The sequence below is a fragment of the Rhizobium sp. CG4 genome (assembly GCF_023701965.1).
In the GTDB taxonomy this organism is placed as follows: Bacteria; Pseudomonadota; Alphaproteobacteria; order Rhizobiales; family Rhizobiaceae; genus Agrobacterium.
The window spans coordinates 614,363-638,459 of the sequence record NZ_JABAEG010000002.1 but is presented as its reverse complement, the minus strand read 5'-3'; the positions used below and the strand labels follow the sequence as shown (position 1 = coordinate 638,459).

Sequence of the window (24,097 nt, the reverse complement as noted above, 5' to 3'; positions counted from 1 at the left end):
GTGTTGCGGCAATGCCTCGTCACAATTTTTGCTTGTCACACAGCTTCGTGAGCAAAGGGTTGGTGACACGAATTGGCCATATTGATATGAGACCGCAAATTCACACTAAACCGGTGGTTTGTCTGGCGTTGCGGCCCTTTTGGTCCAGCGATTTCGGTGAGCGTATTTGCCGACCGGTTCACGCTGTGAGCGTGTTTGTTAAACATATGGCTTTAGGCATTGTTCATAGTGCCTCTAGAATGGCTGGTAGGGTAAATATGACAAAGAAGATCGGAACTGAAGTTCTCTCCCGCCGTACGCTGCTGCGTTCGGCTGTTTCTGTCGGGGCGGCGGCTTTATCAGCGCCAGCTCTGGCGCAGACCGCAATCGATGATCTGATCGGTGCACCGCGTCGCGGCAATTGGGATGATCAGTTCGACGCACAGGCATCGCGTGCGTCAGTTGGTGTCGTGTCCAACAGCCCGGTCCTCGGTCTTGATGCGCCGATGAACATCCAGCAGGCCATTCTTGTCCACCAGAACATCGTTTCCAACGGTGGCTGGCCGCAGGTCAATGCGGGCCAGCAGCGCCTTCAGCTTGGCGTTACCGACGGTGCGGTGCAGGATCTGCGTCGCCGTCTGGTGATCTCTGGCGACCTTGACCAGTCTGCCGGCATGTCCAGCTCCTTCGATAGCTATGTTGACGGTTCTGTGAAGCGTTTTCAGGCTCGCCATGGTCTGCCTGCCGATGGTGTGATCGGCGAATTTACGCTTAAGGCGATGAACGTACCCGCCCAGACGCGTCTTTCGCAGTTGCAGACCAACCTGGTGCGCATTCAGTCCAGATCGGGTGATCTTGGCCAGCGTTACGTGATGGTCAATATTCCGGCTGCCTATATTGAAGCGGTTGAAAATGACCGCGTTGTTCTGCGCAACACGGCCGTTGTGGGTCGTGCAAGCCGCCCGACGCACGTCATCAACTCCAAGATCTATGAGGTTATCCTCAACCCTTACTGGACCTCGCCACGCTCCATCATCGAAAAGGACATCGTTCCTTTGATGCAGAAGGATCCGACCTATCTTGAGCGGAACAATATCCGCCTCATCGATGGCAAGGGCCAAGAAGTTTCGCCGACCACCGTTGACTGGTTTGCGCCAAAGGCACCGAACCTGATGTTCCGTCAGGATCCGGGCAAGAACAACGCCATGTCCTCGACGAAGATCAACTTCCATAACCCGAACAATGAATACATGCACGACACGCCGCAGCAGGGGCTTTTCAACAAGCTGATGCGCTTCGAATCGTCAGGCTGTGTTCGCGTTCAGAACGTTCGCGATCTGACGAGCTGGATGCTGCGTGATACGCCCGGCTGGTCGCGTCAGGAGATCGAGCGGGTTATTTCCACCCGCCAGAACACGCCGATCAAGCTGGCGCAGGAACTGCCTGTTTACTTCGTTTACATCACAGCCTGGTCCGCAAAGGACGGCGTTGTGCAGTTCCGTGATGATATCTACGGCAATGATGGCAATGCGGAACTGGCACTGAACACCACCAGCGGCATGGAACAGCCATCCGGCTCGATCGATGACGACCTCGTGCCGCGTAACTGATCGGTACTGAAAGCCTTAAATGAAAGCCGCGTTCTTCATGGACGCGGCTTTTTTGTTTTCCAAAGAATGTCTCCTCAAAACAGCCGCCGATTTTGAATGAAAAACGCATCATGCAGCAAAGATTTGAAGCGCATTGTATGAGGGTGATTAAGCGCGACGTATTTTAATGGCAGTACGTGACGATTTTTTCGTCAAACGTCGCAGTTTGACGGGCAAATCTCGTTGCCTGTATTGCTCTTGAAAGGGCAGGGCGTTAAGACGCCATCGCATTACTGTTTCAGGAGCTTCCATCATGTCGAACACAGATGCCTTCTTCTCTCGCCCACTAGCCGAAGTCGATCCGGATATTTTCGGTGCGATCGAGAAGGAGCTTGGTCGCCAACGTCACGAAATCGAATTGATCGCCTCGGAAAACATTGTTTCCCGCGCTGTACTTGAAGCGCAGGGCTCGATCATGACCAACAAATATGCCGAGGGATATCCGGGCAAGCGCTACTACGGTGGCTGCCAGTTCGTGGATATCGCTGAAGACCTGGCCATCGAGCGTGCCAAGAAGCTGTTCGGCGTCAATTTCGCCAACGTTCAGCCAAACTCCGGTTCGCAGATGAACCAGGCCGTGTTCCTGGCGCTCTTGCAGCCGGGCGATACCTTCATGGGTCTTGACCTGAACTCGGGAGGTCACTTGACCCACGGTTCGCCGGTCAACATGTCCGGCAAGTGGTTCAACGTTGTGTCCTATGGTGTTCGCGAAGGCGACAACCTGCTGGATATGGACGAAGTTGAGCGCAAGGCCAAGGAAACCAAGCCGAAGCTCATTCTGGCTGGCGGCACGGCTTACTCCCGCATCTGGGACTGGAAGCGTTTCCGCGAGATTGCTGACGAAGTTGGCGCTTACCTCATGGTCGACATGGCGCACATTGCCGGTCTCGTTGCCGGTGGTCAGCACCCATCGCCATTCCCGCATTGCCACGTTGCCACCACCACCACGCACAAGTCGCTGCGCGGCCCACGTGGCGGCATGATCCTCACCAATGACGAGGATCTGGCCAAGAAGTTCAACTCGGCTGTATTCCCTGGTCTCCAGGGCGGCCCGCTGATGCACGTCATCGCCGCCAAGGCGGTTGCCTTCGGTGAAGCCCTGCAGCCTGAGTTCAAGGATTATGCAGCGCAGGTCGTCAAGAACGCCAAGGCTCTGTCCGAAACGCTGATCGAAGGCGGTCTGGATGTTGTTTCCGGCGGTACCGACAACCACCTGATGCTGGTTGACCTTCGCAAGAAGAACGCCACCGGCAAGCGTGCAGAGGCTGCTCTCGGCCGTGCTTACATCACCTGCAACAAGAACGGCATTCCATTCGACCCAGAAAAGCCTTTTGTCACCTCCGGCGTGCGCCTCGGCACACCAGCCGGCACGACGCGCGGCTTCAAGGAAGCGGAATTCCGTGAAATCGGCAAGCTGATCGTTGAGACGCTGGATGGCCTGAAGGTCGCCAACTCCGACGAAGGCAATGCTGCCGTCGAAGCTGCAGTTCGTGAAAAGGTCGTCGCACTGACCGGCCGTTTCCCGATGTACCCGTATATGTAAGGAAGAATAGCTGATGCGTTGCCCTTTTTGCGGTTCGGAAGACACGCAGGTCAAGGACTCTCGACCTGCGGAGGATAATACCTCCATCCGCCGGCGGCGCATCTGCCCTGATTGCGGCGGTCGCTTTACCACCTATGAACGCGTGCAGTTGCGCGAGTTGATGGTGCTGAAAAAGAGCGGCCGCAAGCTGCCGTTCGACCGGGACAAGCTGGTGCGGTCTTTCGAGATCGCGCTGCGCAAGCGCCCGGTTGATCGTGACCGGATTGAACGCGCCGTTTCCGGCATCGTTCGCAGGCTGGAAAGTTCTGGCGAGACGGAAATTCCGTCGGAAGAAATTGGTCTGCAGGTTCTTGAGGCTTTGAAGAGCCTCGATGACGTGGCCTTCGTGCGTTACGCATCGGTCTATCGTGATTTCTCCCATGCGGAGGACTTCGAGAACGTTATTGCCGAGATCAACGCCAAGATTGCCCGTGATACGGATGCGGGGGCCTGAGCGTGACCAGCCCTGCCTATGATGAAAAATTCATGGCGCGGGCAATTGAGGTTGCGCGCCGCCATCTCGGTCTAACCGATACAAATCCCTCCGTTGGCTGTGTTATCGTCAAGGACGGCAACATCATTGCCGAAGCATCGACATCGGTGAGCGGTCGCCCGCATGCCGAGCGCAACGCGCTGGCGCTGGCCGGCGAAGCTGCCCTCGGCGCAACCGCCTATGTGACGCTGGAACCCTGTTCCCATTACGGAAAGACACCGCCTTGCGCCAATGCATTGGTTGAAGCCGGTGTGGCACGCGTGGTGGTGGCGGTAAATGATCCCGATGAACGTGTGTCGGGTCGTGGGTACCAGATTCTGCGCGATGCTGGCATCCAGGTGGAAACCGGATTGCTGCGTGACGAGGCACAGCGCGGGCTTGCCGGATACCTCATCCGCAAAACGAAGAACCGCCCGCAGGTGATTCTGAAACTTGCCGTTTCCTCGGATGGCAAGATAGGCAGGGAAGGTGAGGGGCAGATTGCCATCACCGGACCAGAGGCACGTCAGGCCGTGCAGACCCTGCGCGCTGAATGTGATGCCATCCTTGTCGGTATTGGCACCGTTCTGGCCGATGACCCTGAATTGACCGTGCGCATTCCAGGCATGGAAGACCGTTCTCCTGTTCGCATCGTGCTGGACCGCAATTTGCAAATCCCCATGTCGTCGAAGCTGGTTCGCACGGCACGTGACGTGCCCGTCATTGTGGTGACGAGCAACCAGACCGCACGGGCGGATGAAGCATGGCACCTGATGCAGGGCGGGCTTTTGGCCGGTGTCGGTGTTGAACTTCTCGATGCTGTTGGCCTTGCCAGCCTTTTGCACTCGCTGGGTGAGCGCGGCATGTCCAACCTTCTGGTGGAAGGTGGTGCGGCTGTTGCTCGCTCATTCCTGGAAGCCGGACTGGTCGATCGCATCCTGCTGTTTGAAGGGCCAGACGCGATTGGTGCCGGTGGGGTTGAAACACCGCTTGCGCGCAACGATATGCCCAAGGAATTTACGTTCGTCGGTGAGACGGCCTTTGGGGCCGACCGCTGCTTTGAATATGAAAGGCCGCTTTGATGTTTACCGGAATTGTCACCGACGTTGGAACTGTTGCTGAACTCTCGGAACTGCCGGAAGGCGTGCGTCTGCGGGTCTCGACCAATTATGACCCCAAGACAATCGACATGGGTGCATCCATTTCCCACGGTGGCATCTGCCTGACCGTCACCAAACTGCCGGATGAAGGCAGCAATGAACGCTGGTACGAGGTGGAAGCCTGGGAAGAAGCCCTGCGCCTGACCACCATTGCAAGCTGGCAGAAGGGCGCGAAGGTCAATCTGGAGCGCGCCTTGAAGATTGGTGATGAGCTCGGCGGCCACATCGTGTCCGGCCATGTCGATGGCAAGGCTGAAATCCTGTCGGTTGAGTCCGAAGGCGAAGCGGTTCGCATTCGCCTGCGGGCACCGGAAAACCTCGCACGTTTTGTTGCGCCAAAGGGCTCCGTGGCGCTGGATGGAACGTCGCTCACCGTCAATGCCGTTGAAGGTACCGATTTCGACGTTCTGCTCATCCGTCACACGCTGGCCGTCACCACATGGGGTGAACGCAAGGCTGGTGACTTCGTGAATTTCGAAGTCGACACCATGGCCCGTTATGCTGCTAGGCTGGCTGAGTTCCCGGCCGCGACAGCACAATAACCTCTCCGTGGTATTCACTCCGGGCAAATTCCTGAAAGCCCAGCTTTGCCGCCAATTTTAGGGAAGGCTGGTTTTCAGGGTTTATGATCGCCGTCATGGTCATGGCGGGAAAACTCTGCTCGCCCCAGGCGATCAAGGCTTGCAGTGCTTCAAGCGCATAGCCCTTGCCATGTTGGTCGGGCGACAACAGCCAACCTGTTTCCAATGTGCCTTCAATGGACGGTTTCATGTCACGCTTGGCTTCATGGAAACCGGCTTCACCAATGACCCTGCCACTCTGCTTTTCTTCAATGATCAGAAAACCGTAGCCGAAATGGTGCCAGTGACCGGCAGCACGCAGCAGGCGTGCCCATGTCTGTTCCGGCGTTGAGGGTGAGCCGCCAATATAACGCACGACATCTTCATTTCCCCAAAGCGCAGCATAGGTCTCGAAATCCTCAAGCCGGTGCGCGCGCAAAGTCAAGCGTGGTGTTTCCAGTGTTGGGATAGGGATCATGGTGTCTGCGCCTGCAAATTTGGTTTTATGGGACGTGCTCTTTAAAGCCGGTTCTATGAGCGCTGACAAAATAAAACGCTTGCCCCTTTTGCCAAACGGGTATTTTTGTTTCGGCTACAAAATGAATTCTGCTGCACCTACGGTCAAAAGGAAAAATCATGCCGTCTTATGAACTGCTGATCACCTTTTTCATAACGACTGTTGTGTTTGCCTATATTCCGGGGCCTGCCATGCTTTATGCGGCGGCTCAAACCATGGCGCGGGGACGTGCCTCTGGCCTGATGTCGGTTCTCGGTATTCATGTCGGTTGTTATGTGCACATCATCGCCGCTGCTGCCGGCATGTCCGTGATGTTTCAAGCTGTTCCCTGGCTTTATATGGTCGTCAAACTTTGCGGCGCTGCCTATCTGATCTGGCTTGGTTTTTCGATGCTGCGCACAAAGGTTGCCGGTGGCGAGGTTAATCTGGCGATTGCGCCAAAATCTGCCAAGCGCGCCTTTTTCGACAGCATTATCGTGGATGTGCTGAACCCGAAGACGGCTCTGTTCTTCCTGGCATTCCTGCCACAGTTCGTGGATCCGGCGGCTGCCTTTCCTGTATGGCTACAGTTCCTGATCCTCGGCGTTCTGGTCAATGTCATTTTTTCGTCTGCCGATCTGGTCTGCGTGCTTCTGGCCGGTGCAATGTTGGGCAGGTTGCAGCGTTCTGGTTCCATGCAGCGGCTTGCTCGAGGTGCCGCCGGCACGGTGCTGATGGGACTTGGTGTGCATCTGGCCTTGCAAAGAAGCTGATTTGAATTTGCATTTTTGCAGATAAGATAGAGCACCGCTGAGGCGGCTAGTTAGAGTTTCGCATACGAAAATGCTTGCTAAACCACGCAAGCCATGGTTTGACCGCGCAAAAAGCCGGAATGTTTTCGGCAAAACCTTTTCAGGAAATCTCCCATGTCCAACCCACACCTTCTGATCGTCGAAGCCCGTTTTTACGACGATATGGCCGATGCGCTTCTCGAAGGCGCGAAGTTCGCACTCGACGAAGCCGGTGCGACCTACGATATCATCACCGTTCCAGGCGCACTCGAAATCCCGGCGGCAATTGCCATGGCGCTGGATGGTGCAGACAATGACGGCACTGAATATGACGGTTTCGTTGCTCTTGGTATGGTGATCCGTGGTGAAACCTACCACTTCGATATCGTTTCCAACGAATCTTCGCGCGCGCTGATGGACCTTGCCGTCAGTGAATCGCTGCCAATCGGCAATGGTATCATGACCGTCGAGAACGAAGAGCAAGCCTGGGCACGCGTGCGTCGCTCGGACAAGGACAAGGGCGGTTTTGCTGCCCGTGCAGCCCTGACCATGATCGAACTTAAAAAGAAACTGGGTGGCTGAGGCATGTCGAATACTGAAAACAGCTCCGAGCCTCGTCAGCCATCCAGCAAGCCTGTGAACCAGCGTGGCGCTGCGCGCCTTGCTGCCGTTCAGGCACTGTACCAGATGGATGTCGGTGGCACAGGCGTGATGGAAGTTGTTGCCGAATATGAGGCACATCGTCTTGGTCAGGAAGTGGACGGCGACACCTACCTCAAGGCTGACCCATCGTGGTTCCGCTCCATCGTATCGGGCGTTGTGCGTGATCAGACCAAGATCGACCCGCTGGTTCGCTCTGCGCTACAGGAAGACTGGCCGCTGTCGCGCCTCGACGCCACTGTCCGCGCCATTTTGCGTGCAGGCACGTTCGAAGTGCTGGAGCGCAAGGATGTTCCAACGGCAGTTATCGTTACCGAATATGTCGAGATCGCCCGCGCTTTCTTCGAGCACGATGAGCCAAAGCTGGTGAATGCGGTATTAGACCGCATTGCCAAACAGGTACGCGGCGAGACAAAGCGTAGCTGATGATGTGAATTGGGGTGAAAGACATGAGTGGCGCAGTTGTTCCGGGGCTTGAAAGTCAACTCAGCCAGGCAAAGCGCAATGTCTTTCTCCTCACCATGGCGCAAGCCGTTCTTGCGTCCGCACCGCCGATTGTCTTTTCGGTTGGTGCATTGGCTGGCTACCAGTTGCTGGGAGCGGACAAATCTCTGGCAACGGCACCACTGACCGGCTTTAACGTCGGCGTCGCATTTGGTGCCATTGCCGTGGCCATGGCCTCGCGTTTCCTTGGTCGCAAAGCCAGCTTCATGCTTGGTGCCTTGCTCTGCTCGATCGGTGGCGGTATTGCCGCAATTGGGCTTTTCCGCATTGATTTCTGGCTGTTTGTCACTGGCTTCCTGCTAATTGGTCTGGCTGGCGGCTTTACCCAGAAAATCCGCTTTGCTGCGGCAGATGCATCGCCATCCTTTTACAAGCCGCGTGCCATTTCCTGGATTCTTGCCGGTGGCATCATCTCGGCAGTGCTTGGGCCGCAAATTGCCATCTTCACCAAGGACATGTTCTTCCCGGTGCTATTTGCCGGTGCTTTCATCGCCATCATCCCGCTTGGGCTTGTGGCGGTGGCGATCTTTGCATTTCTTGACCTGCCGGAAGTCAATACGAGGCAGGCGACGGATGAGCCGGCCCGCCCGCTGATGGACATCGTGGCGACACCACGTTTTGCAACCGGCATGATCTGCGGCATCGGTTCCTACGCGCTGATGACCTTCATGATGACCGGTGCACCGCTGGCCATGGTGATTGGCTGCGGTTTCCCCTCGGAAATGGCGACGCTTGGCATCCAGTGGCATGTGCTGGCAATGTTTGCGCCGAGTTTCTTCACCGGCATTCTGATTGCCCGCTACGGCGCAGAAACAATCGTCGCTGCCGGTCTGGTCATCCTGATGGCCTGCGGTGTAGTTGCCCATATGGGTATCGAGCTGTGGAACTTCTGGGGTGCGCTCATTCTGCTTGGCGTCGGCTGGAATTTCGGATTTATCGGCGCGACAGCCATCGTCACCTCCAGTTACCGCCCGCATGAAGCGGACAAGGTGCAGGGTTTCCACGATATCATCCTGTTCAGCACCGTTGCACTGGCATCCTTTGCTTCCGGTCAGGTGTTTACCGCCTGGGGCTGGAATGTCATGAACCTGATGATCTGGCCGATTGCAGGCCTCTGCCTCATTATGGTTCTGTTTCTCATAGTGAAAAACCGTAAGACCGTAGCCGCCCAAGGCTAAACAGTAACCGTCACTGTTCGTCATTTTAGCAGAATCGACCTAACGTAAGGTATGGGGCTTGACGCGAAGCCATCCGGCAACGCAATCTTGACGCAGATGGCTTTTGCCCTTGGGAGGGGGCGAGGAAGCCAATGCGAAATCGCCAGTAAAGCGATTATACCCCGCTCATCGGTCGAGCGGGCAAGGGACTGTACTGCATGACTCCTTAAATCGTACCCGATTTAAGGCAACGATTATGCAGCAATTTAAAATGTTAAAGCGTCCTTTGTGCGCTTTCTAAAACGCACGGCACTTTAAGACAGATCTTTTGTTCTTCTCACAAGGGCCAGCAGGTCTGTTGCTATACATGAAACGCAATTCCTTTCGGAAAAGCCGTTCAGAACTTTTCCGGGAATCGCTCGAAGCCACGTTGAAACGGGTCATGCCCGCCAGGCGTGTTTTCTCTTGGTTTTGTCGCATGTCTTGTTCCCAAAACTCTTTGCCACTTTCGGGAGACATGCTCTAGGGGAGGTAAGTGTGAATGACTGTAATTCCCGTTGTAATAGCATGCGGACTGCTTTCTATCATTTATGCCATCTGGGCCACCAGAAGCGTTCTCGCTGCCGATCAGGGCACGGAGCGCATGCGCGAAATTGCCGGTTACATTAGAGAGGGTGCCCAGGCCTATCTGGCACGACAGTACCTGACGATCTTTATTGTCGGCCTTATCGTGGCGGTTCTCACATGGCTGCTTCTGTCCACTGCGGCGGCCATTGGTTTTATCATTGGTGCCGTTCTGTCAGGCGTTGCAGGCTTCATCGGCATGCATGTCTCGGTTCGCGCCAATGTGCGCACCGCACAGGCTGCCTCGCATAGCCTTTCTGCCGGTCTGGATATTGCTTTCAAATCCGGTGCAATAACGGGAATGCTGGTTGCTGGCCTCGCACTGCTGGGTGTGTCGCTTTATTATTTCATTCTCACTGCTGGCCTTGGCCATGAAAGTGGTTCCCGCGAGGTCATCGATGCGCTGGTCGCGCTCGGTTTTGGCGCTTCGCTGATTTCGATCTTCGCGCGTCTCGGCGGCGGCATCTTCACCAAGGGCGCAGACGTTGGCGGCGACCTCGTCGGCAAGGTGGAGGCGGGTATTCCGGAAGATGATCCCCGCAATCCGGCAACCATTGCCGATAACGTCGGTGACAATGTCGGGGACTGCGCCGGCATGGCGGCCGACCTATTTGAAACCTACGCCGTATCCGTCGTGGCAACCATGGTGCTTGCCGCGATTTTCTTTGCCGGGACACCCATCCTGTCTGACGTCATGGTTTATCCTCTGGCGATTTGTGCGGTATGTATCGTGACCTCGATTGCCGGTACCTTTTTCGTCAAACTTGGCTCAAACAACTCCATTATGGGTGCGCTCTATAAGGGCCTGATTGCAACGGGTGTGCTGTCAATCGCCGGCCTTGCCCTTGCCACCTCCATGACCATTGGTTGGGGCTCTATCGGCACCGTTGCAGGTATGGATATCACCGGTACCAACCTGTTCATCTGCGGGTTGATCGGTCTCGTCGTCACCGCGTTGATCGTGGTGATTACCGAATATTACACCGGCACCAACAAGCGTCCGGTCAATTCCATCGCTCAGGCCTCGGTAACCGGCCACGGCACCAACGTTATCCAGGGTCTGGCTGTTTCGCTGGAATCAACCGCGCTGCCCGCCATCGTCATCGTTGGCGGTATTATCGGTACTTACCAGTTCGCTGGTCTTTTTGGCACGGGCATTGCCGTAACCGCCATGCTTGGCCTGGCGGGTATGATCGTGGCACTCGATGCATTTGGTCCCGTTACCGACAATGCCGGTGGCATTGCCGAGATGGCGGGCCTTGACCCAGAGGTCAGAAAAGCCACCGACGCGCTGGATGCAGTAGGCAACACCACCAAGGCCGTGACCAAGGGTTACGCGATCGGTTCTGCCGGTCTCGGCGCTCTGGTGTTGTTTGCCGCCTATTCGAACGATCTGGCCTATTTCGCAAGCAATGGCGACAAATATCCTTACTTCGCCGATGTCGGCGAGATTTCCTTCAGTCTTGCTAACCCCTATGTCGTGGCAGGCCTGCTGTTTGGTGGTCTCATTCCATATCTGTTCGGTGGTATCGCCATGACGGCGGTTGGCCGCGCTGCTGGCGCAATTGTGGAAGAGGTCCGTCGCCAGTTCCGCGAAAAGCCCGGTATCATGGCAGGCACCGAAAAGCCCGATTACGGCAGGGCGGTCGATCTGCTGACCAAGGCCGCCATTCGTGAGATGATCATTCCGTCGCTTCTGCCTGTGTTGGCACCGGTGGTGGTCTATTTCGGCGTACTGCTGTTGTCCGGTTCCAAGGCATCAGCATTCGCCGCACTGGGTGCCTCGCTGCTGGGCGTGATCATCAACGGTTTGTTCGTGGCCATTTCCATGACGTCAGGTGGCGGTGCATGGGACAATGCCAAGAAGAGCTTTGAAGATGGTTTCGTTGATAAGGATGGCCAACGCCATATGAAGGGTTCCGATGCGCACAAGGCATCTGTCACCGGCGATACGGTTGGCGATCCCTACAAGGATACAGCTGGCCCGGCGGTAAACCCGGCCATCAAGATCACCAACATCGTTGCGCTGTTGCTCCTGGCCGTTCTTGCAGCCTGATACGCAAAGTGCCGAAACCAAAAAAGCCCGCGGACATCTCCGCGGGCTTTTTCTTTGGATGTTTCGAAAGCTCTTAGAAGCCGAGTGGATCGCTGCCACCACCAAGCAGGTTGCGGGCTGCGTTCGCGCCGCTGGCGCCACCGGTAAGAAGCTGCTGCAAGAAGGTGAGGTCGCGGCCACCGGTCGGTGTCGTACGCGAGATCGTGTCGAAGACCTTGCCATCCTGCATGGTGTAGTTGGCTTTTTTGTCGACCACGCCATCCTTGCTGAAATAGATCGCCAGAATGTTCTGCTCAACCAGCTTCGGCTTCATGAAGGCGGCTTTGCGCTCGCGCTTCTGGGAAATGTAATAGAACACTTCGTTGTCGAAGGTCGCAGTTGTCGAAGGGGTGCCCATGGTCAGCAAGACCTGTTCACGGCTGGAACCAACCGGAATCAGCTGCAACGATTGCTCATCGACCACGTAACCATTGTGGAAAATGTCCGTTGTGCTGGAGCAAGCCGAAAGCAGGCTGGACGCGATGACGATGGCAATAGCAGTTTTGCCGAGAAATTTGACCCTCTTGGTGGATTCCTGGTTGCTCAACGATGTTTCCCCGACTGCAATCATAAGGCACCTTCCGGCATAGCATGCTGCACAGCTTCTGTGCACACGATTATGTCTTTCCGGGGACAACCGCCCACGGATGTCGCGATATTTACATACTATTACGGGAACTCATTCCGGGAAACATATGCTGACATGTGTTTCACACCGAGACTGAACGTGACCGCAACGGCATTGCAATTCGCGACTGCTTCGGTAAACCAGCTTTCATAATCATGCAACAAGGGCAACGGGATCAAGGCGATTTACTTCGCTCATATCCGGGAAAATTCATGATCTTCCGACTGTTCAAAAAGAAAAACAGCAATCAGGCCATTGTCGACCGGCAATATGCGGCCTTGACCTCCGCCGCACGCCAGCCAGGTTTTTATCTGCATATGGGCGTGCCGGACACCGTCATGGGCCGTTTCGAGATGTTGTCGGCGGTCATGATCCTTTATTTCCGTCGCACCCGCACGTCGGACACCAGCGGGCAGGAAATCGCCCAGGAAATTGTCGATGCGTTTTTTCAGGATCTGGATCATTCTATCCGCGAACTGGGCATTGGCGATCAGGGCGTGCCAAAACGCATGAAGAAGCTTGCCGGCATGTTTTACGGACGGCTGGAATCCTATGCGGCGGCTCTCGATGGGGATGATGCGCAGGCACTTGCGGCGGCCCTCAAGCGCAATATATATCCGCAGGCAGATGCAGACACTCCTGACATGGAGATGCTTGCAAAGTGGATGATTATGGCTTCGGCATCGCTTGTTGATCAGTCCGAAGAAATTGTGGCGACCGGCACTGTCACCCTGCCGTCTCCTGCCGAATAGAGGTTCTCATGAGCGACTACAGACCTGACAACGACGACGCGCCATTTTCCTACCCGGTCAAGGTTGGCCATATTTCTGCCAATCCGGTCAGGATTGCTCTGGAGGCGGACAAGGATGAGCTGAAGGCGCTTGCCAAGTCGTGGAACGTATTGTCTGTGGAAGCGCTGAAGGCCGAGTTGCAGGTTTCTCGTTGGAAGAAGGACGGAATAAAAATATTCGGTTCTGTTCAGGCGACCATCACACAGGCTTGCATTGTTACGCTGGAGCCGATCACCAGCCGCATCGATGAACAGGTCGAGCAGATCTTCGTTCCCGAAGGTTCCAAACTGGCCCGGATCATCACCAATGACCAAGGTGAAATGGTTCTGGACCCGGATGGACCTGACATTCCCGAGCAGTTTACCGGTGATACGGTGGATGCAGGCGAGGTCGTGGCCGAGTTTGTTGCGCTTGCAATCGATCCCTATCCCCGCAAGGAGGGCGCAGAGTTTGCCGGTTTCGGTGAGAAGGAAACGCAGGAAGATCGCAAACCTTCGCCATTTGCCGTGTTGAAAGACTGGAAAAAGGACTAGGCGAGCCGCCACGTGAAAGAAATTGGTTGTAACGGAAGGCGGAAACGGTATTTTCCCCGGCAATCCCGCCGCAGCGGCGGCCAGAAGGATCAGTGACGAGTGATCAGAATTTCAATTGACGTCATGGGTGGTGATTTCGGCCCTGATGTTGCCATTCCAGGTGCCGCAAAAGCACTGGAGCGGCACAATGACGTGACATTTATATTGTATGGCCAGAAGGAACGGTGCGAACCGATTTTGGCGCAATATCCCAAACTGCGCGAGCGGTCTGTTTTCCATCATTGCGAAGTTTCCGTCGCTATGGATGAGAAGCCAAGTCAGGCCTTGCGGCGCGGACGTTACGTCTCCAGCATGTGGCAGTCCATTGAAGCGGTGAAGGCAGGCGAGGCGGATGTTGTCGTTTCTGCCGGCAATACCGGTGCACTGATGGCCATGGCGAAATTCTGCCTGCGGACCATGGCGCGTATTGAGCGGCCTGCGATTGCTGGCATCTGGCCTACCTTGAAAGGCGAAAGCATCGTTCTGGACGTTGGTGCAACGATTGGTGCGGATTCGCAGCAGTTGCTCGATTTTGCCCTGATGGGCGGCGCCATGGCGCGCGCGCTGTTTGATATTGACCGTCCGACCGTTGGTCTTCTCAATGTTGGCGTTGAAGAGGTCAAAGGTCAGGACGAGGTGCGCGAAGCAGGACGCCTTATTCGCGAAGCAGACCTCGGTACAATCGATTATCGTGGTTTCGTTGAAGGCAATGACATCGGCAAGGGTACCGTCGACGTGGTGGTGACCGAAGGTTTCACTGGCAATATTGCCCTGAAGACCGCTGAGGGAACCGCACGCCAGATTTCGACATTGTTGAAGGAAGCGATTTCCCGCAGTTTCATCGCCAAGATTGGCTATGTGCTGGCAAAGAGCGCTTTTGATGTGCTGCGTGAGAAGATGGATCCGCGCAAGGTCAATGGCGGCGTGTTTCTTGGCCTGAACGGCATTGTCATTAAAAGCCACGGGAGTACCGACGCTCTCGGTTTCGCGTCTGCTATCGATGTCGGTTATGACATGGTCCATAACGGACTGAACGCCAAGATAGAAAACGATCTCAAGATTTACCACGCAAGACGCTTGCCGCCACCTGGCCCCGAAGCGACCGTGGATGATGAGGAATAATAAAATGATCCGTTCAATCGTTCGCGGTTTCGGGGCGGCACTTCCAAAACGTGTCATGACCAACCAGGAAATCGAAGGCGTTGTCGAAACCACCGACGAGTGGATCGTACAGCGCACCGGCATCCGCCAGCGCTACATTGCAGGCGAGGGTGAAACCACCGCATCGCTGGGCGAAGCAGCTGCCCGTGCAGCGCTTGCCAATGCCGGCATTGAAGCCGACCAGATCGACATGATCATCGTGGCGACCTCTACGCCCGACAACACGTTTCCGGCCACTGCCGTCAACATCCAGAACCGCCTGGGCATATCAGGCGGTTTTGCCTTTGACGTGCAGGCTGTCTGTTCCGGCTTCGTCTATGCGATGACCACGGCGGATGCCTATATCCGCGGCGGCATGGCAACGCGCGTTCTGGTGATCGGCGCGGAAACCTTCTCGCGTATTCTCGACTGGAAAGACCGCACCACCTGCGTTTTGTTCGGTGATGGCGCCGGTGCCGTTGTGCTGGAAGCAGGCGAGGGCGAGGGTAAAACCTCCGATCGCGGAATTCTTGCATCGCAGCTTCGTTCCGACGGCACACACAAGGACAAGCTCTATGTGGATGGTGGCCCGTCTTCGACAGGTACAGTCGGCCATCTGCGCATGGAAGGCCGTGAAGTCTTCAAGCACGCCGTTGGCATGATTACTGATGTTATCGAGGCTGCATTCGATGCCACTGGCACGACGGCTGACGATCTCGATTGGCTGGTGCCACACCAGGCCAACAAGCGCATTATCGACGGATCCGCCAAGAAGCTGGGTATTCCGCTGGAGAAGGTGGTCATCACCGTTGACCAGCACGGCAACACCTCTGCGGCGTCCATTCCGCTGGCACTAGCCGTTGCTGCCGGTGACGGACGTATCAAGAAGGGCGACCTCGTCATGCTCGAAGCCATGGGTGGCGGTTTCACCTGGGGCGCGGTATTGCTGCGCTGGTAAGATGCTTGCAAGGCGTTGTATTTTCTTCGCCTTGCAATTATACCCTTAGACGTCGTTTCGAAGAGATAAAACAGATTCAAAAACAACCGCTTGACCGGTCGTCTTTAGAGAAATAATCTCTGGCGGCTTCATTGAGACCATATAAATTTTTGTGCGGGGAAAAATGGCCGGGAAGACAGTTACGCGTGCAGATCTTGCAGAGTCGGTTTTTCGAAAGGTCGGGTTATCCCGTACGGAATCCGCAGAGCTGGTCGAAACGGTTATCGATGAAATTTGTAATGCGATCACCCGCGGGGAAGTCGTAAAACTTTCGTCCTTCGCCACGTTCCAGATCCGTGAAAAGAACGAACGTATCGGTCGCAATCCAAAGACCGGTGAAGAAGTTCCAATCTCTCCGCGTCGCGTGATGACCTTCAAGGCGTCCAACGTTTTGAAGCAGCGCATTCTCAAGGCACATGCCTCCAGAAAAGCAAAACAGAAGCCGCAAAATCCCGGTAACTGAAGATTTTTGTGACAACATAAATGGGAGCTTGGCTCCCATTGCGCGTTCTTATTGTGAAAACGCATGAATTATGCGCTTCAAGCCATTGAAATAAGTACGACTCACATCATAATCCCACACATGTTTTCAACATGCTGCTCTATTGCTGATTCTGTTGTCGGCAATCTGTGAGCTTGGCTCAGGCACTCGCCATTCTGTTGAGCGTTGTGAGCCCTGTATATGCCGTTTGGGCGGTTTGGATGGAGTGAAGTTTGGACAAGAGCCCTGACGCCTTTAGAACCATTAGTGAGGTGGCTGACGACCTTGATCTGCCGCAGCACGTATTGCGTTTCTGGGAGACACGGTTTCCACAAATCAAGCCAATGAAACGCGGCGGTGGCCGCCGTTATTATCGGCCTGATGATGTGGACCTGCTCAAGGGCATCCGCCATCTGCTTTACGATCATGGCTACACCATCAAGGGCGTTCAGAAGCTTCTGAAAGCCAATGGCAACCGTTTTGTTGCTGCCATCGCTTCCGGCGATATGGCGACGATGGAAGCTATCATGGCGGCAAGCGGCGAGAAGGAAACTGCCGAACCGCGCGTTGCACATCCTGACGATGATGAAGTCGTCGGCCGTCCCAAGGCAAAGCCAAGTGGCCGTTTTTTTGGCTTTGGCGGTGGTTCGACCAACAGCGATACGCCGGAAATCTCGATCGGCAAGTCCAGCATCACCAAGGATGACCAGGCGCTGCTGCAGGAGGCGCTCTTTGACCTTCTGGAATGCAAGCGCTTGCTGGATCAGGTTCGCTGACACCAGTTTCCATTCTGTTCTCAACAGAAAAAAGCAGCTGAAATCAGCAACTCGGTTGGCATAATAACATTTGCCAACCTTTTGGAAACCCCTTTTGCCGACAATGCGAATCGGACAAAAAGGGGTGTTTCGCGTGAGCAGCACAAAAAGCAGAACCCGCCGTAAGCCGGCAAAAAAGCAATCCGGACAGAGCCTGTGGCCTTTGCTCGGTGTCTGCGCGCTCGTTGTGGGCGGAATTCAGGTTTACGAACATCGTGACAATCTTCTGCCGTTGTCAACCCGCACGACAAAGGCCAGCAGCAGCCAGACCGCCGCTGCACCGAAAAAAGATGTCTCTTCTTTCAAAACAGCGGCTATTCCGCCAAAGCCCGTGAGGCCGGAAAGCCCTGTTGCCAAGGTACAAAAGCAGGCTGCCAATGAGGTGCCTGTGCCACCGCGCGCCGTTCCGATGCCGGTTGCCCTTAATGCGACCGTGCCGGCGTCTCGGCCAGCCGAGGTTAAGTCTGAAGACAGCAAGGACATCCAGAAAGCCGCGAAGGCATCCTTCGCATTTTGTGGCATGTCAGGTCTCAACAACTGTGTGGCCAGCGGCGATACATTCTGGTTGAAGGGCACCAAGGTGCGAATCGCTGGTATCGTCGTGCCGCAGACTGACAATGCCCGCTGCCTGAATGAGCGCCAGCGGGGCTTTGCTGCCAAGGTTAGGCTGCGCGACATGCTGAACCACGGCGCATTCGATGTTGCCCCAGGGGCGGCGGATGGCAAGGTTATCAGCCGTTCCGGCGCCTCCTTCGGAGAGCAACTGATCCGGGAAGGGCTGGCACGTCCGGCCAATGCAAAAAATCAGTCATGGTGCTGATAAGCAGGAGTTGACCAGAATGCTTGTCGCTGTGTAGATGAAGCCGCAAGCAGACGTGGCGAAATCGGTATACGCAGCAGACTTAAAATCTGCCGACCTCGGTCTTGCGGGTTCAAGTCCCGCCGTCTGCACCAAACACCGCTTGATGTCGGTCATAACGTTCCCCGTGTATTTTACTGTTCGTCGACGTGTCTTGCTACCAGCCGGAAGTCACTGGTCGTTGCCGAGATCTTTGAAATCAGGGAACTTGTAGTAAGCGCAACCACCTATCGAGTAATAAGCCAGCGACTCACCCAAATCTTGGCGAGATAGTTCCCACTCAAAGCTGTCGTGGCCTTCAAGCCCATATAAAAGTGCCATCATAGCCAGTTCTTTAAATGGCCCGGGTGAAAAGCTTGTGCCGTAAACAACGACTGCTTTTTGTTCAAGACTGCCTTTTATAACGCGTTCTATTTCAAATTTGGCTTTTACGGCTTGTATTGGAAGTTTGTCTTCATCCAGCAAACCTGATGGACTTATTGAAAGTGACCTAATGCGGGCCTCAACAATCGTTTTTGCGTAAGCTTTAAGTTCGTCTTGTGGAGGGCAGGGCGAAAGCGCGAATGACGAACTTGCGTTCACTGCCAACCAAACAAGGCTTGTGACGCAGAGTGTGAGACGAGACGACATCAATAACAGCCTCTGGAAACGAATTGGTTGAGCTTATGCGTGAAAGCCAACTCTTGCGCGAGGCTGAGTTTCTCAAAGCCAGTGTTGGGCGGATGCCGTCCGTCAGTTCTTCCAGAAAATCGGCATCATGATCACCAGCACTGTCAGGATTTCCAGACGGCCCATCAGCATCATGGCTGACAGCACGTAAAGGGCAGGGTCGGTGATGGTCGAGAAGTTACCAACCGGACCGATGATCGGGCCGATACCGGGGCCGACATTGGCGAGTGATGTGGCAACGGCAGAGGTTGCGGTCAGGAAGTCATAGCCCATGGCGCTGAGCGCCAGGCTGCCACCGATCCAAAGAGCGATGAAGCAACTGAGGAAGAGGAACACGGTGCGAATGGTTTCAGGGTCAACCACCTGATCGCCATACCGCACCGAGTAGACCGCATTGGGGTAGATCAGCTTTTTCAGGCCGGTCTTGGCAACGTTAAAGATGATGACGAATCGATAGGCCTTGATGCCGCCAGCGGTCGAGCCGGAGCAGCCACCCATGAAGGTGGCAAAGAATGCCACAACCACAACGAACGGTCCCCACAGCGTGTAGTCGTCGCTGGCAAAGCCGCCGGTGGAGAGGATCGAGGTTACGTTGAAGAAGGAGTGGCTGAGCGCCGAATCCAGCGGCACACCGTTGCGCAGGTGGTGATAAACGCCAACCGCGATGGAAATGACCGTGAGGTAACCGAGAAACACCGCAATCTGCGGATCGCGCACAATGTTCAGACGTCGTTTGACGGCCAGCAAAATCATGATCGAGAATGGCAGGCTGCCGAGAACGAGAAAGATCGTTGCGATCCACAACAGCGCGATACTGTCGAAATAGGCAAAGGACGCGTCATGTGTCGAGAAACCACCGGTTGCCACTGTCGACATGGCGTGGTTCAGCGCATCGAAATGGCTCATGCCGGCCATGTCATAGGCAATCGTGCACGTTAGTGTCATCAGCATGTAGATGCCGACAAACGCCCGCGTGAAATGCGCGAGGCGCGCAAAGGGACGGTCATTGCCGGTATCGGATGATTCCATGCGAAAGAAGGTCATGCCACCGACCCGCAGCAGCGGCAGGATGAACAGCCCAAGCGCCACGATACCGATACCACCGAGCCAGCACAGCAGCGAACGCCACATCAAGATGCCCTGTGGTGCTGTGTCCAGACCGGAAATGACGGTGGAGCCAGTGGTGGTGATGGCAGAAACGGATTCAAAAACCGCCTGAGCAAAGGTCAGGTCCAGTTCGGAGAGATAAAAAGGGATCGCACCGACCAGGGAGAAAACCAACCACAACACGTTAACCAGCAGAAAGCCGAAACGTTTGTTGAATTGTGGTGTCTGTCCACGGGTTGCCAGCGCGCAGGCGAGGAAGAAGCCGCCGCACATGAAGCCGGACAGGGCAAACACCGACCAGTCGTTATTTTTATAATAGAGATCCGCCATGGCCGGAATGAACATGGCAGTGGCCATGTAAAGCCCGAAAATGGACGCGACATACATCACCGAGCGCAGCAGATTTGTATTCAAAAAAGTCGCCTCGGTTGGTTGTTTTGCAAAGAGTCTTTGTCTCTGACGTTCGCATATGGCATAGCGGGTGCCATCGTGAATTTCAATGGAACGATAATCGTGGATAAGAAGCATGTCGAGGAAGCACGGCAGGCGGTAAGGGCACTATTTCCTGAAACGCCGCTGCAACTGAATGAATATCTTAGCAACCGCTACGGCGCCCGAATTTGGCTCAAGCGTGAAGACCTGACGCCTGTTCGCTCCTACAAGATTAGAGGCGCGTTCAACTTTCTGCGTAAGGCCATGCAGAATGATGACGCGGGGAACAACAAGATATTCGTTTGCGCTTCTGCGGGTAACCACGCGCAAGGCTTTGCTTTTGCCTGCCGCCATTTCGGCGTTCAGGGCGTGGTGTTCATGCCGGTTACCACACCGCAACAGAAAATCGACAAGACCCGCGCCTTTGGTGGCGAGTTCATCACCATTCGTCTGATCGGCGATATCTTTGACCAGTGCTATGCGGCCGCCCGTGAGCATGTCGAAGTGATCGGTGGCTGCATGGTGCCGCCATTCGACCATGAAGACATCATCGAAGGGCAGGCGACTGTTGCCGATGAAATCCTTCAGCAGCTGCCTGAGGGCACCGTGCCGGATCTGGTTGTGCTGCCGGTTGGCGGCGGTGGCCTTGCTGCCGGAATCACCGGTTATTTCGCTGACCTGATCCCACAGAGCGGCTTCCTGTTTACCGAGCCGGAAGGTGCGCCAAGCCTCAAGAAAAGCCTTGAGGCAGGCCAGCCGATTACGCTCAACAAGGTCGACAACTTTGTGGATGGTGCAGCCGTTGCCCGTATCGGCGACCTCAACTTCGAAGCATTGAAGCATTTTCCGTCCGAGCAGGTTCACCTGATGCCGGAAAACGCCATCTGCGTCACCATCTCCGAAATGTTGAACGTTGAAGGTGTGGTTCTCGAGCCTGCCGGCGCGCTCTCCATTACGGCACTGGAAACGCTGGGTCGTGAAAAGCTGGAAGGCAAGACAGTGGTTGCTGTCGTGTCCGGTGGCAACTTTGACTTCGAGCGCCTGCCTGACGTCAAGGAACGCGCCATGCGCTATCGTGGTGTGAAGAAGTATTTCATTCTTCGCCTGCCACAGCGCCCAGGTGCCCTGCGTGACTTCCTGGATTTGCTGGGACCGGACGACGACGTTGCCCGTTTCGAATACCTCAAGAAGTCGGCGCGTAACTTCGGTTCGATCCTGATTGGTATCGAAACCAGTTCGCGTGAAAACTTCACTGGCCTGCTTGAGCGCTTTGAGAAAGCGGGCCTAGGCTATGAGGATATCACTGAAAACGATATACTCGCGAACCTGATTATCTGACGAAACATCTGTGCAGGCGACGAAGGCTCGCCGTTTGCACAATTGCTGCGAAAGTGAAAGACATATGGCTGGCTTCTTCTCGAAACTCTTTTCGGCGTTTGGTTCGGGCAATTCGGATGCTGCAGCACCTGCTGCATCTACTGCTGAACCGGAAATCTATGGCGACTTCGCCATCTATCCGACACCGTTGAAGGAAGGCGCACAGTTTCGCCTTGCAGGCCGTATCGAGAAAACCGTCAATGGTGAAGTTTTGAGCCACAAATTCGTGCGCGCCGATGTTTTCACATCGCTTGATGATGCCAACGAATTTACCATTCGCAAGGCCAAGGTAATTATCGACCAGAGCGGTGCCACGCTGTTTTCAAACAACTAGGCATCTCAAAGCGTAAATGCCCTCAAATTCCATCTTAATAATCCGTTTGCCATCCTGCGTTAGGCTGCGCGGGCGCGATGTTTGCGTAACACGAACTGGCTGAACAGTTCTCAGGATGGCTGGCGATGGAATTCATTAATCTGGCGCTTTTCCTCGTCGAGGCCGTCTTTTATTTTTCCGTCATGACCTGCTTCCTGCATTTTCGCAACAAGCTGGGGCTTGGGGTGTTTTTGACAGCGCTTGGTGTCATGCATTTCATGGAAACCTATCTGGCAGCGGTGTTTTACATCCAGCTGCCGTTTGGCGTGGCATCTCCAGGGTCTTCCATCCTGTTTGCCGGCAAGCTGATGATGATCCTCATGCTGTACATGAAGGAAGATGCCGCCATTGTCCGTCAGCCGATCTATGGCCTGTTTCTCGGTAACCTGCTGACCGTTGCCATCGCCCAGCTCGTAAAATTCCATCATGTTTCCACCCTGACACCGGGTCAGCCGATCAACACCGGTTTTCTCGATGAAATGGGCATCCTGATGGTTTGGGGAACAGCATTCCTCTACCTCGATTCCATTGGCATCATTCTGCTTTACGAAAAGCTTGGTACCTTTCTGCGCCGTCGCATTGTGTTGCGCTTTGCTATCTGTGGTGCCGTTATCCTGACGTTCGATCAGGCCGGTTTTTACGCCGGTTTATACTATCTCTATGATGCTCCGGCGCAGGTGTTCTTTGACGGATGGCAGGCCAAGCTGCTGGCAGTCTGCCTCTATACGATGATGTTTGCGGTCTATCAGAATGTCACGACCACCAGGGCCTTTGCCAGCAACAACCGCAATGTCGGCGACGTGTTCAACGACCTGACCTTTCGCGAACGGTATGAAGATCTGCTGTCGCGGTCCGGCGTGGATGTGCTGACAGGTGTGCCCGACCGGGCCCGCATGGAAGCGGAAATTCCAAAGGCGCTGGATACCAGCCTGCGCGACGATACCCCTGCCAGCCTGCTGATCATTGATATCGACCGGTTCAAATCGATCAATGACAGTTTTGGTCACCTGAAAGGCGACGAGGTGTTGAAGGCCGTCGCCGCCGTTCTGTCACGCAAGACGGAGGCATTCGGCCGGCTGTACCGGTTTGGCGGGGAGGAGTTCGTTATCTTCCTGCCATCGACCAATCACGACAAGGCCATGGCCTTTGCCCGTTCCGTCCAAAGCAGTTTTTATGAAGGGGTCAGGCGCCCCGATGGCACCTTGCTGACACTCAGTATTGGTGTTGCCACCTCGCAGGAAGATGGCTTGAGCTTCAACACGCTGCTCGCCCAGGCTGACGTGCGTCTCTATGAGGCAAAAAATAACGGCCGCGATCAGGTTCGCGGCCGTTATGAAGTCTTGCAGGACTGAATATCTTTCAAAAAGAAAGATTTGGAGCGCTCCGCTGAATCAATCAGGCAAGCAAGCGCTCACAAAATTATCAGGCAGCCTTTGCCAGTTCTTCAACCTTTGCGTGAGCAGAGGAGAGTGCCTTTTCAACGGCTTCAGGGCCGAAAGCCAAGCCTTCAACGTAAACAACTTCAACGTCGGTCATGCCCATGAAACCAAGAACGGTCTTCAGGTAGGGAACAGCGTGGTTCATGGAAACGGCTGGGCCTTCGGAGTAAACGCCAGCAGCGGCGAGAACGACATAAATCTTCTTGCCGGTTGCCAGGCCAACTGGGCCGCTTTCTGTGTAACGGAAGGTCTGGCCAGCGCGTGCAACGTTATCGATCCAGGACTTCAGGCCGGAATAGATGTTGAAGTTGATCAGGCCGGTGCCGATAACCACGGTGTCAGCAGCCATCAGTTCTGCAACCAGCTTGTCGGAGAAATCGGCAGCAACAGCCTCTTCCTGCGAACGGGCTTCAGCAGGCTTGCGGATAGCGTTGGTGGTCACAGTATCAAGATGCGGGATTGGCTCAGCTGCCAAGTCGCGGCGCACAATGTTGCTGCCGGACTGTGCCTTCAGCTTTTCAGCCAGGTCTGTCGCAACCTTGTTGGAAACGGAATCTTCGCCACGTGGGCTCGATGTGATCAGCAGAATATTAGACATGTCATTTCCTTCGAATAAGCCTTGGGAGGTCAGAGCGGGCAGGGAGAACCGTTCTGTTTGAGCCATATATTGTTGAATGGAGCCATCGAA

At 55.2% G+C, this 24,097-nt stretch carries 25 protein-coding genes and 1 tRNA gene; 21 read left to right on the top strand and 5 right to left on the bottom strand.

The window, feature by feature from the left end:
* Positions 1-257: 257 nt before the first annotated feature.
* The 5 genes from HGO37_RS08260 to HGO37_RS08240 all read left to right on the top strand — a co-directional run bounded on the left by HGO37_RS08260 (position 258) and on the right by HGO37_RS08240 (position 5,384).
* Complete coding sequence (locus HGO37_RS08260) at positions 258-1,589, top strand: L,D-transpeptidase family protein (RefSeq protein ID WP_250982910.1); 1,332 nt, start codon at positions 258-260, stop codon at positions 1,587-1,589.
* 292 nt (positions 1,590-1,881) lie between these two features.
* The gene (gene glyA / locus HGO37_RS08255) at positions 1,882-3,171 is read left to right on the top strand and encodes a serine hydroxymethyltransferase (protein ID WP_192487486.1); all 1,290 of its coding nucleotides are present in this window, start codon (positions 1,882-1,884) and stop codon (positions 3,169-3,171) included.
* 13 nt (positions 3,172-3,184) lie between these two features.
* The gene (gene nrdR / locus HGO37_RS08250) at positions 3,185-3,664 is read left to right on the top strand and encodes a transcriptional regulator NrdR (protein ID WP_192487487.1); all 480 of its coding nucleotides are present in this window, start codon (positions 3,185-3,187) and stop codon (positions 3,662-3,664) included.
* Between the two features lie 2 nt (positions 3,665-3,666).
* Positions 3,667-4,764, top strand: a complete 1,098-nt coding sequence (gene ribD / locus HGO37_RS08245; RefSeq protein WP_250982909.1) for a bifunctional diaminohydroxyphosphoribosylaminopyrimidine deaminase/5-amino-6-(5-phosphoribosylamino)uracil reductase RibD — start codon at positions 3,667-3,669, stop codon at positions 4,762-4,764.
* Positions 4,764-5,384, top strand: a complete 621-nt coding sequence (locus HGO37_RS08240) for a riboflavin synthase (RefSeq protein WP_250982908.1) — start codon at positions 4,764-4,766, stop codon at positions 5,382-5,384. Before ribD ends, HGO37_RS08240 begins: the two co-directional genes overlap by 1 nt.
* Here the strand turns inward: HGO37_RS08240 and HGO37_RS08235 are convergent.
* Positions 5,347-5,880 (bottom strand): GNAT family N-acetyltransferase, encoded by a 534-nt coding sequence (locus HGO37_RS08235; protein ID WP_250982907.1) that lies wholly within the window; start codon positions 5,878-5,880, stop codon positions 5,347-5,349. The two genes, HGO37_RS08240 and HGO37_RS08235, sit on opposite strands and share 38 nt — an antisense overlap.
* A gap of 158 nt (positions 5,881-6,038) precedes the next feature.
* Between HGO37_RS08235 and HGO37_RS08230 the strand changes: the two genes are divergently transcribed.
* From HGO37_RS08230 to HGO37_RS08210, 5 genes are all read left to right on the top strand, one after another.
* Positions 6,039-6,671 carry a LysE family translocator gene (locus HGO37_RS08230; protein ID WP_250982906.1) on the top strand — a complete coding sequence of 211 codons (633 nt, stop codon included), beginning with the start codon at positions 6,039-6,041 and terminating at the stop codon, positions 6,669-6,671.
* Between the two features lie 153 nt (positions 6,672-6,824).
* Positions 6,825-7,271, top strand: coding sequence for a 6,7-dimethyl-8-ribityllumazine synthase (gene ribH / locus HGO37_RS08225; RefSeq protein ID WP_192487490.1), 447 nt, complete (start codon positions 6,825-6,827; stop codon positions 7,269-7,271).
* A 3-nt stretch (positions 7,272-7,274) separates the two neighbouring features.
* Positions 7,275-7,775, top strand: coding sequence for a transcription antitermination factor NusB (nusB, locus tag HGO37_RS08220; protein ID WP_192487491.1), 501 nt, complete (start codon positions 7,275-7,277; stop codon positions 7,773-7,775).
* Between the two features lie 23 nt (positions 7,776-7,798).
* Positions 7,799-9,031 carry an MFS transporter gene (locus HGO37_RS08215; RefSeq protein WP_250982905.1) on the top strand — a complete coding sequence of 411 codons (1,233 nt, stop codon included), beginning with the start codon at positions 7,799-7,801 and terminating at the stop codon, positions 9,029-9,031.
* A 520-nt stretch (positions 9,032-9,551) separates the two neighbouring features.
* Positions 9,552-11,690, top strand: a complete 2,139-nt coding sequence (locus tag HGO37_RS08210; RefSeq protein ID WP_250982904.1) for a sodium-translocating pyrophosphatase — start codon at positions 9,552-9,554, stop codon at positions 11,688-11,690.
* 73 nt (positions 11,691-11,763) lie between these two features.
* Here HGO37_RS08210 and HGO37_RS08205 read toward each other — a convergent pair whose 3' ends face one another.
* Complete coding sequence (locus tag HGO37_RS08205) at positions 11,764-12,300, bottom strand: outer membrane protein assembly factor BamE (RefSeq protein WP_192487494.1); 537 nt, start codon at positions 12,298-12,300, stop codon at positions 11,764-11,766.
* A gap of 212 nt (positions 12,301-12,512) precedes the next feature.
* On the opposite strand from HGO37_RS08205, the gene HGO37_RS08200 reads away from it, so the two are divergent.
* From HGO37_RS08200 to HGO37_RS08165, 8 genes are all read left to right on the top strand, one after another.
* Positions 12,513-13,109, top strand: coding sequence for a ubiquinol-cytochrome C chaperone family protein (locus HGO37_RS08200; protein WP_250982903.1), 597 nt, complete (start codon positions 12,513-12,515; stop codon positions 13,107-13,109).
* An 8-nt stretch (positions 13,110-13,117) separates the two neighbouring features.
* A complete protein-coding gene (locus HGO37_RS08195; protein ID WP_250982902.1) occupies positions 13,118-13,681 on the top strand; it encodes a YceD family protein in 564 nt (187 codons plus the stop codon).
* 99 nt (positions 13,682-13,780) lie between these two features.
* Positions 13,781-14,842, top strand: a complete 1,062-nt coding sequence (plsX, locus tag HGO37_RS08190) for a phosphate acyltransferase PlsX (RefSeq protein WP_192487497.1) — start codon at positions 13,781-13,783, stop codon at positions 14,840-14,842.
* Positions 14,843-14,846: 4 nt separating this feature from the next.
* The gene (locus HGO37_RS08185; protein WP_250982901.1) at positions 14,847-15,818 is read left to right on the top strand and encodes a beta-ketoacyl-ACP synthase III; all 972 of its coding nucleotides are present in this window, start codon (positions 14,847-14,849) and stop codon (positions 15,816-15,818) included.
* A gap of 163 nt (positions 15,819-15,981) precedes the next feature.
* The gene (locus tag HGO37_RS08180) at positions 15,982-16,320 is read left to right on the top strand and encodes an integration host factor subunit alpha (protein ID WP_192487499.1); all 339 of its coding nucleotides are present in this window, start codon (positions 15,982-15,984) and stop codon (positions 16,318-16,320) included.
* Between the two features lie 251 nt (positions 16,321-16,571).
* Positions 16,572-17,114 (top strand): MerR family transcriptional regulator, encoded by a 543-nt coding sequence (locus HGO37_RS08175; protein ID WP_250982900.1) that lies wholly within the window; start codon positions 16,572-16,574, stop codon positions 17,112-17,114.
* 133 nt (positions 17,115-17,247) lie between these two features.
* Positions 17,248-17,973, top strand: coding sequence for a thermonuclease family protein (locus tag HGO37_RS08170; RefSeq protein WP_250982899.1), 726 nt, complete (start codon positions 17,248-17,250; stop codon positions 17,971-17,973).
* 49 nt (positions 17,974-18,022) lie between these two features.
* Positions 18,023-18,107, top strand: a tRNA-Leu gene (locus HGO37_RS08165).
* Between the two features lie 76 nt (positions 18,108-18,183).
* Here HGO37_RS08165 and HGO37_RS08160 read toward each other — a convergent pair.
* Positions 18,184-18,642 (bottom strand): hypothetical protein, encoded by a 459-nt coding sequence (locus HGO37_RS08160; RefSeq protein WP_250982898.1) that lies wholly within the window; start codon positions 18,640-18,642, stop codon positions 18,184-18,186.
* 102 nt (positions 18,643-18,744) lie between these two features.
* A complete protein-coding gene (locus HGO37_RS08155; RefSeq protein WP_250982897.1) occupies positions 18,745-20,202 on the bottom strand; it encodes a TrkH family potassium uptake protein in 1,458 nt (485 codons plus the stop codon).
* 75 nt (positions 20,203-20,277) lie between these two features.
* Here HGO37_RS08155 and ilvA point away from each other — a divergent pair, with 75 nt between their 5' ends.
* The 3 genes from ilvA (at position 20,278) to HGO37_RS08140 (ending at position 23,322) form a co-directional block, all read left to right on the top strand.
* Positions 20,278-21,558 carry a threonine ammonia-lyase gene (gene ilvA / locus HGO37_RS08150; RefSeq protein WP_371815235.1) on the top strand — a complete coding sequence of 427 codons (1,281 nt, stop codon included), beginning with the start codon at positions 20,278-20,280 and terminating at the stop codon, positions 21,556-21,558.
* A gap of 64 nt (positions 21,559-21,622) precedes the next feature.
* On the top strand, positions 21,623-21,931 hold the full coding sequence (locus HGO37_RS08145; protein ID WP_250982896.1) for an HlyU family transcriptional regulator: 309 nt from the start codon (positions 21,623-21,625) through the stop codon (positions 21,929-21,931).
* 125 nt (positions 21,932-22,056) lie between these two features.
* Positions 22,057-23,322 (top strand): GGDEF domain-containing protein, encoded by a 1,266-nt coding sequence (locus HGO37_RS08140; protein WP_250982895.1) that lies wholly within the window; start codon positions 22,057-22,059, stop codon positions 23,320-23,322.
* Between the two features lie 70 nt (positions 23,323-23,392).
* On the opposite strand, the gene HGO37_RS08135 is transcribed toward HGO37_RS08140, so the two are convergent.
* Positions 23,393-24,007: an FMN-dependent NADH-azoreductase gene (locus HGO37_RS08135; protein WP_250982894.1), complete on the bottom strand. Its 615-nt coding sequence runs from the start codon at positions 24,005-24,007 to the stop codon at positions 23,393-23,395.
* Between the last annotated feature and the right edge of the window lie 90 nt (positions 24,008-24,097).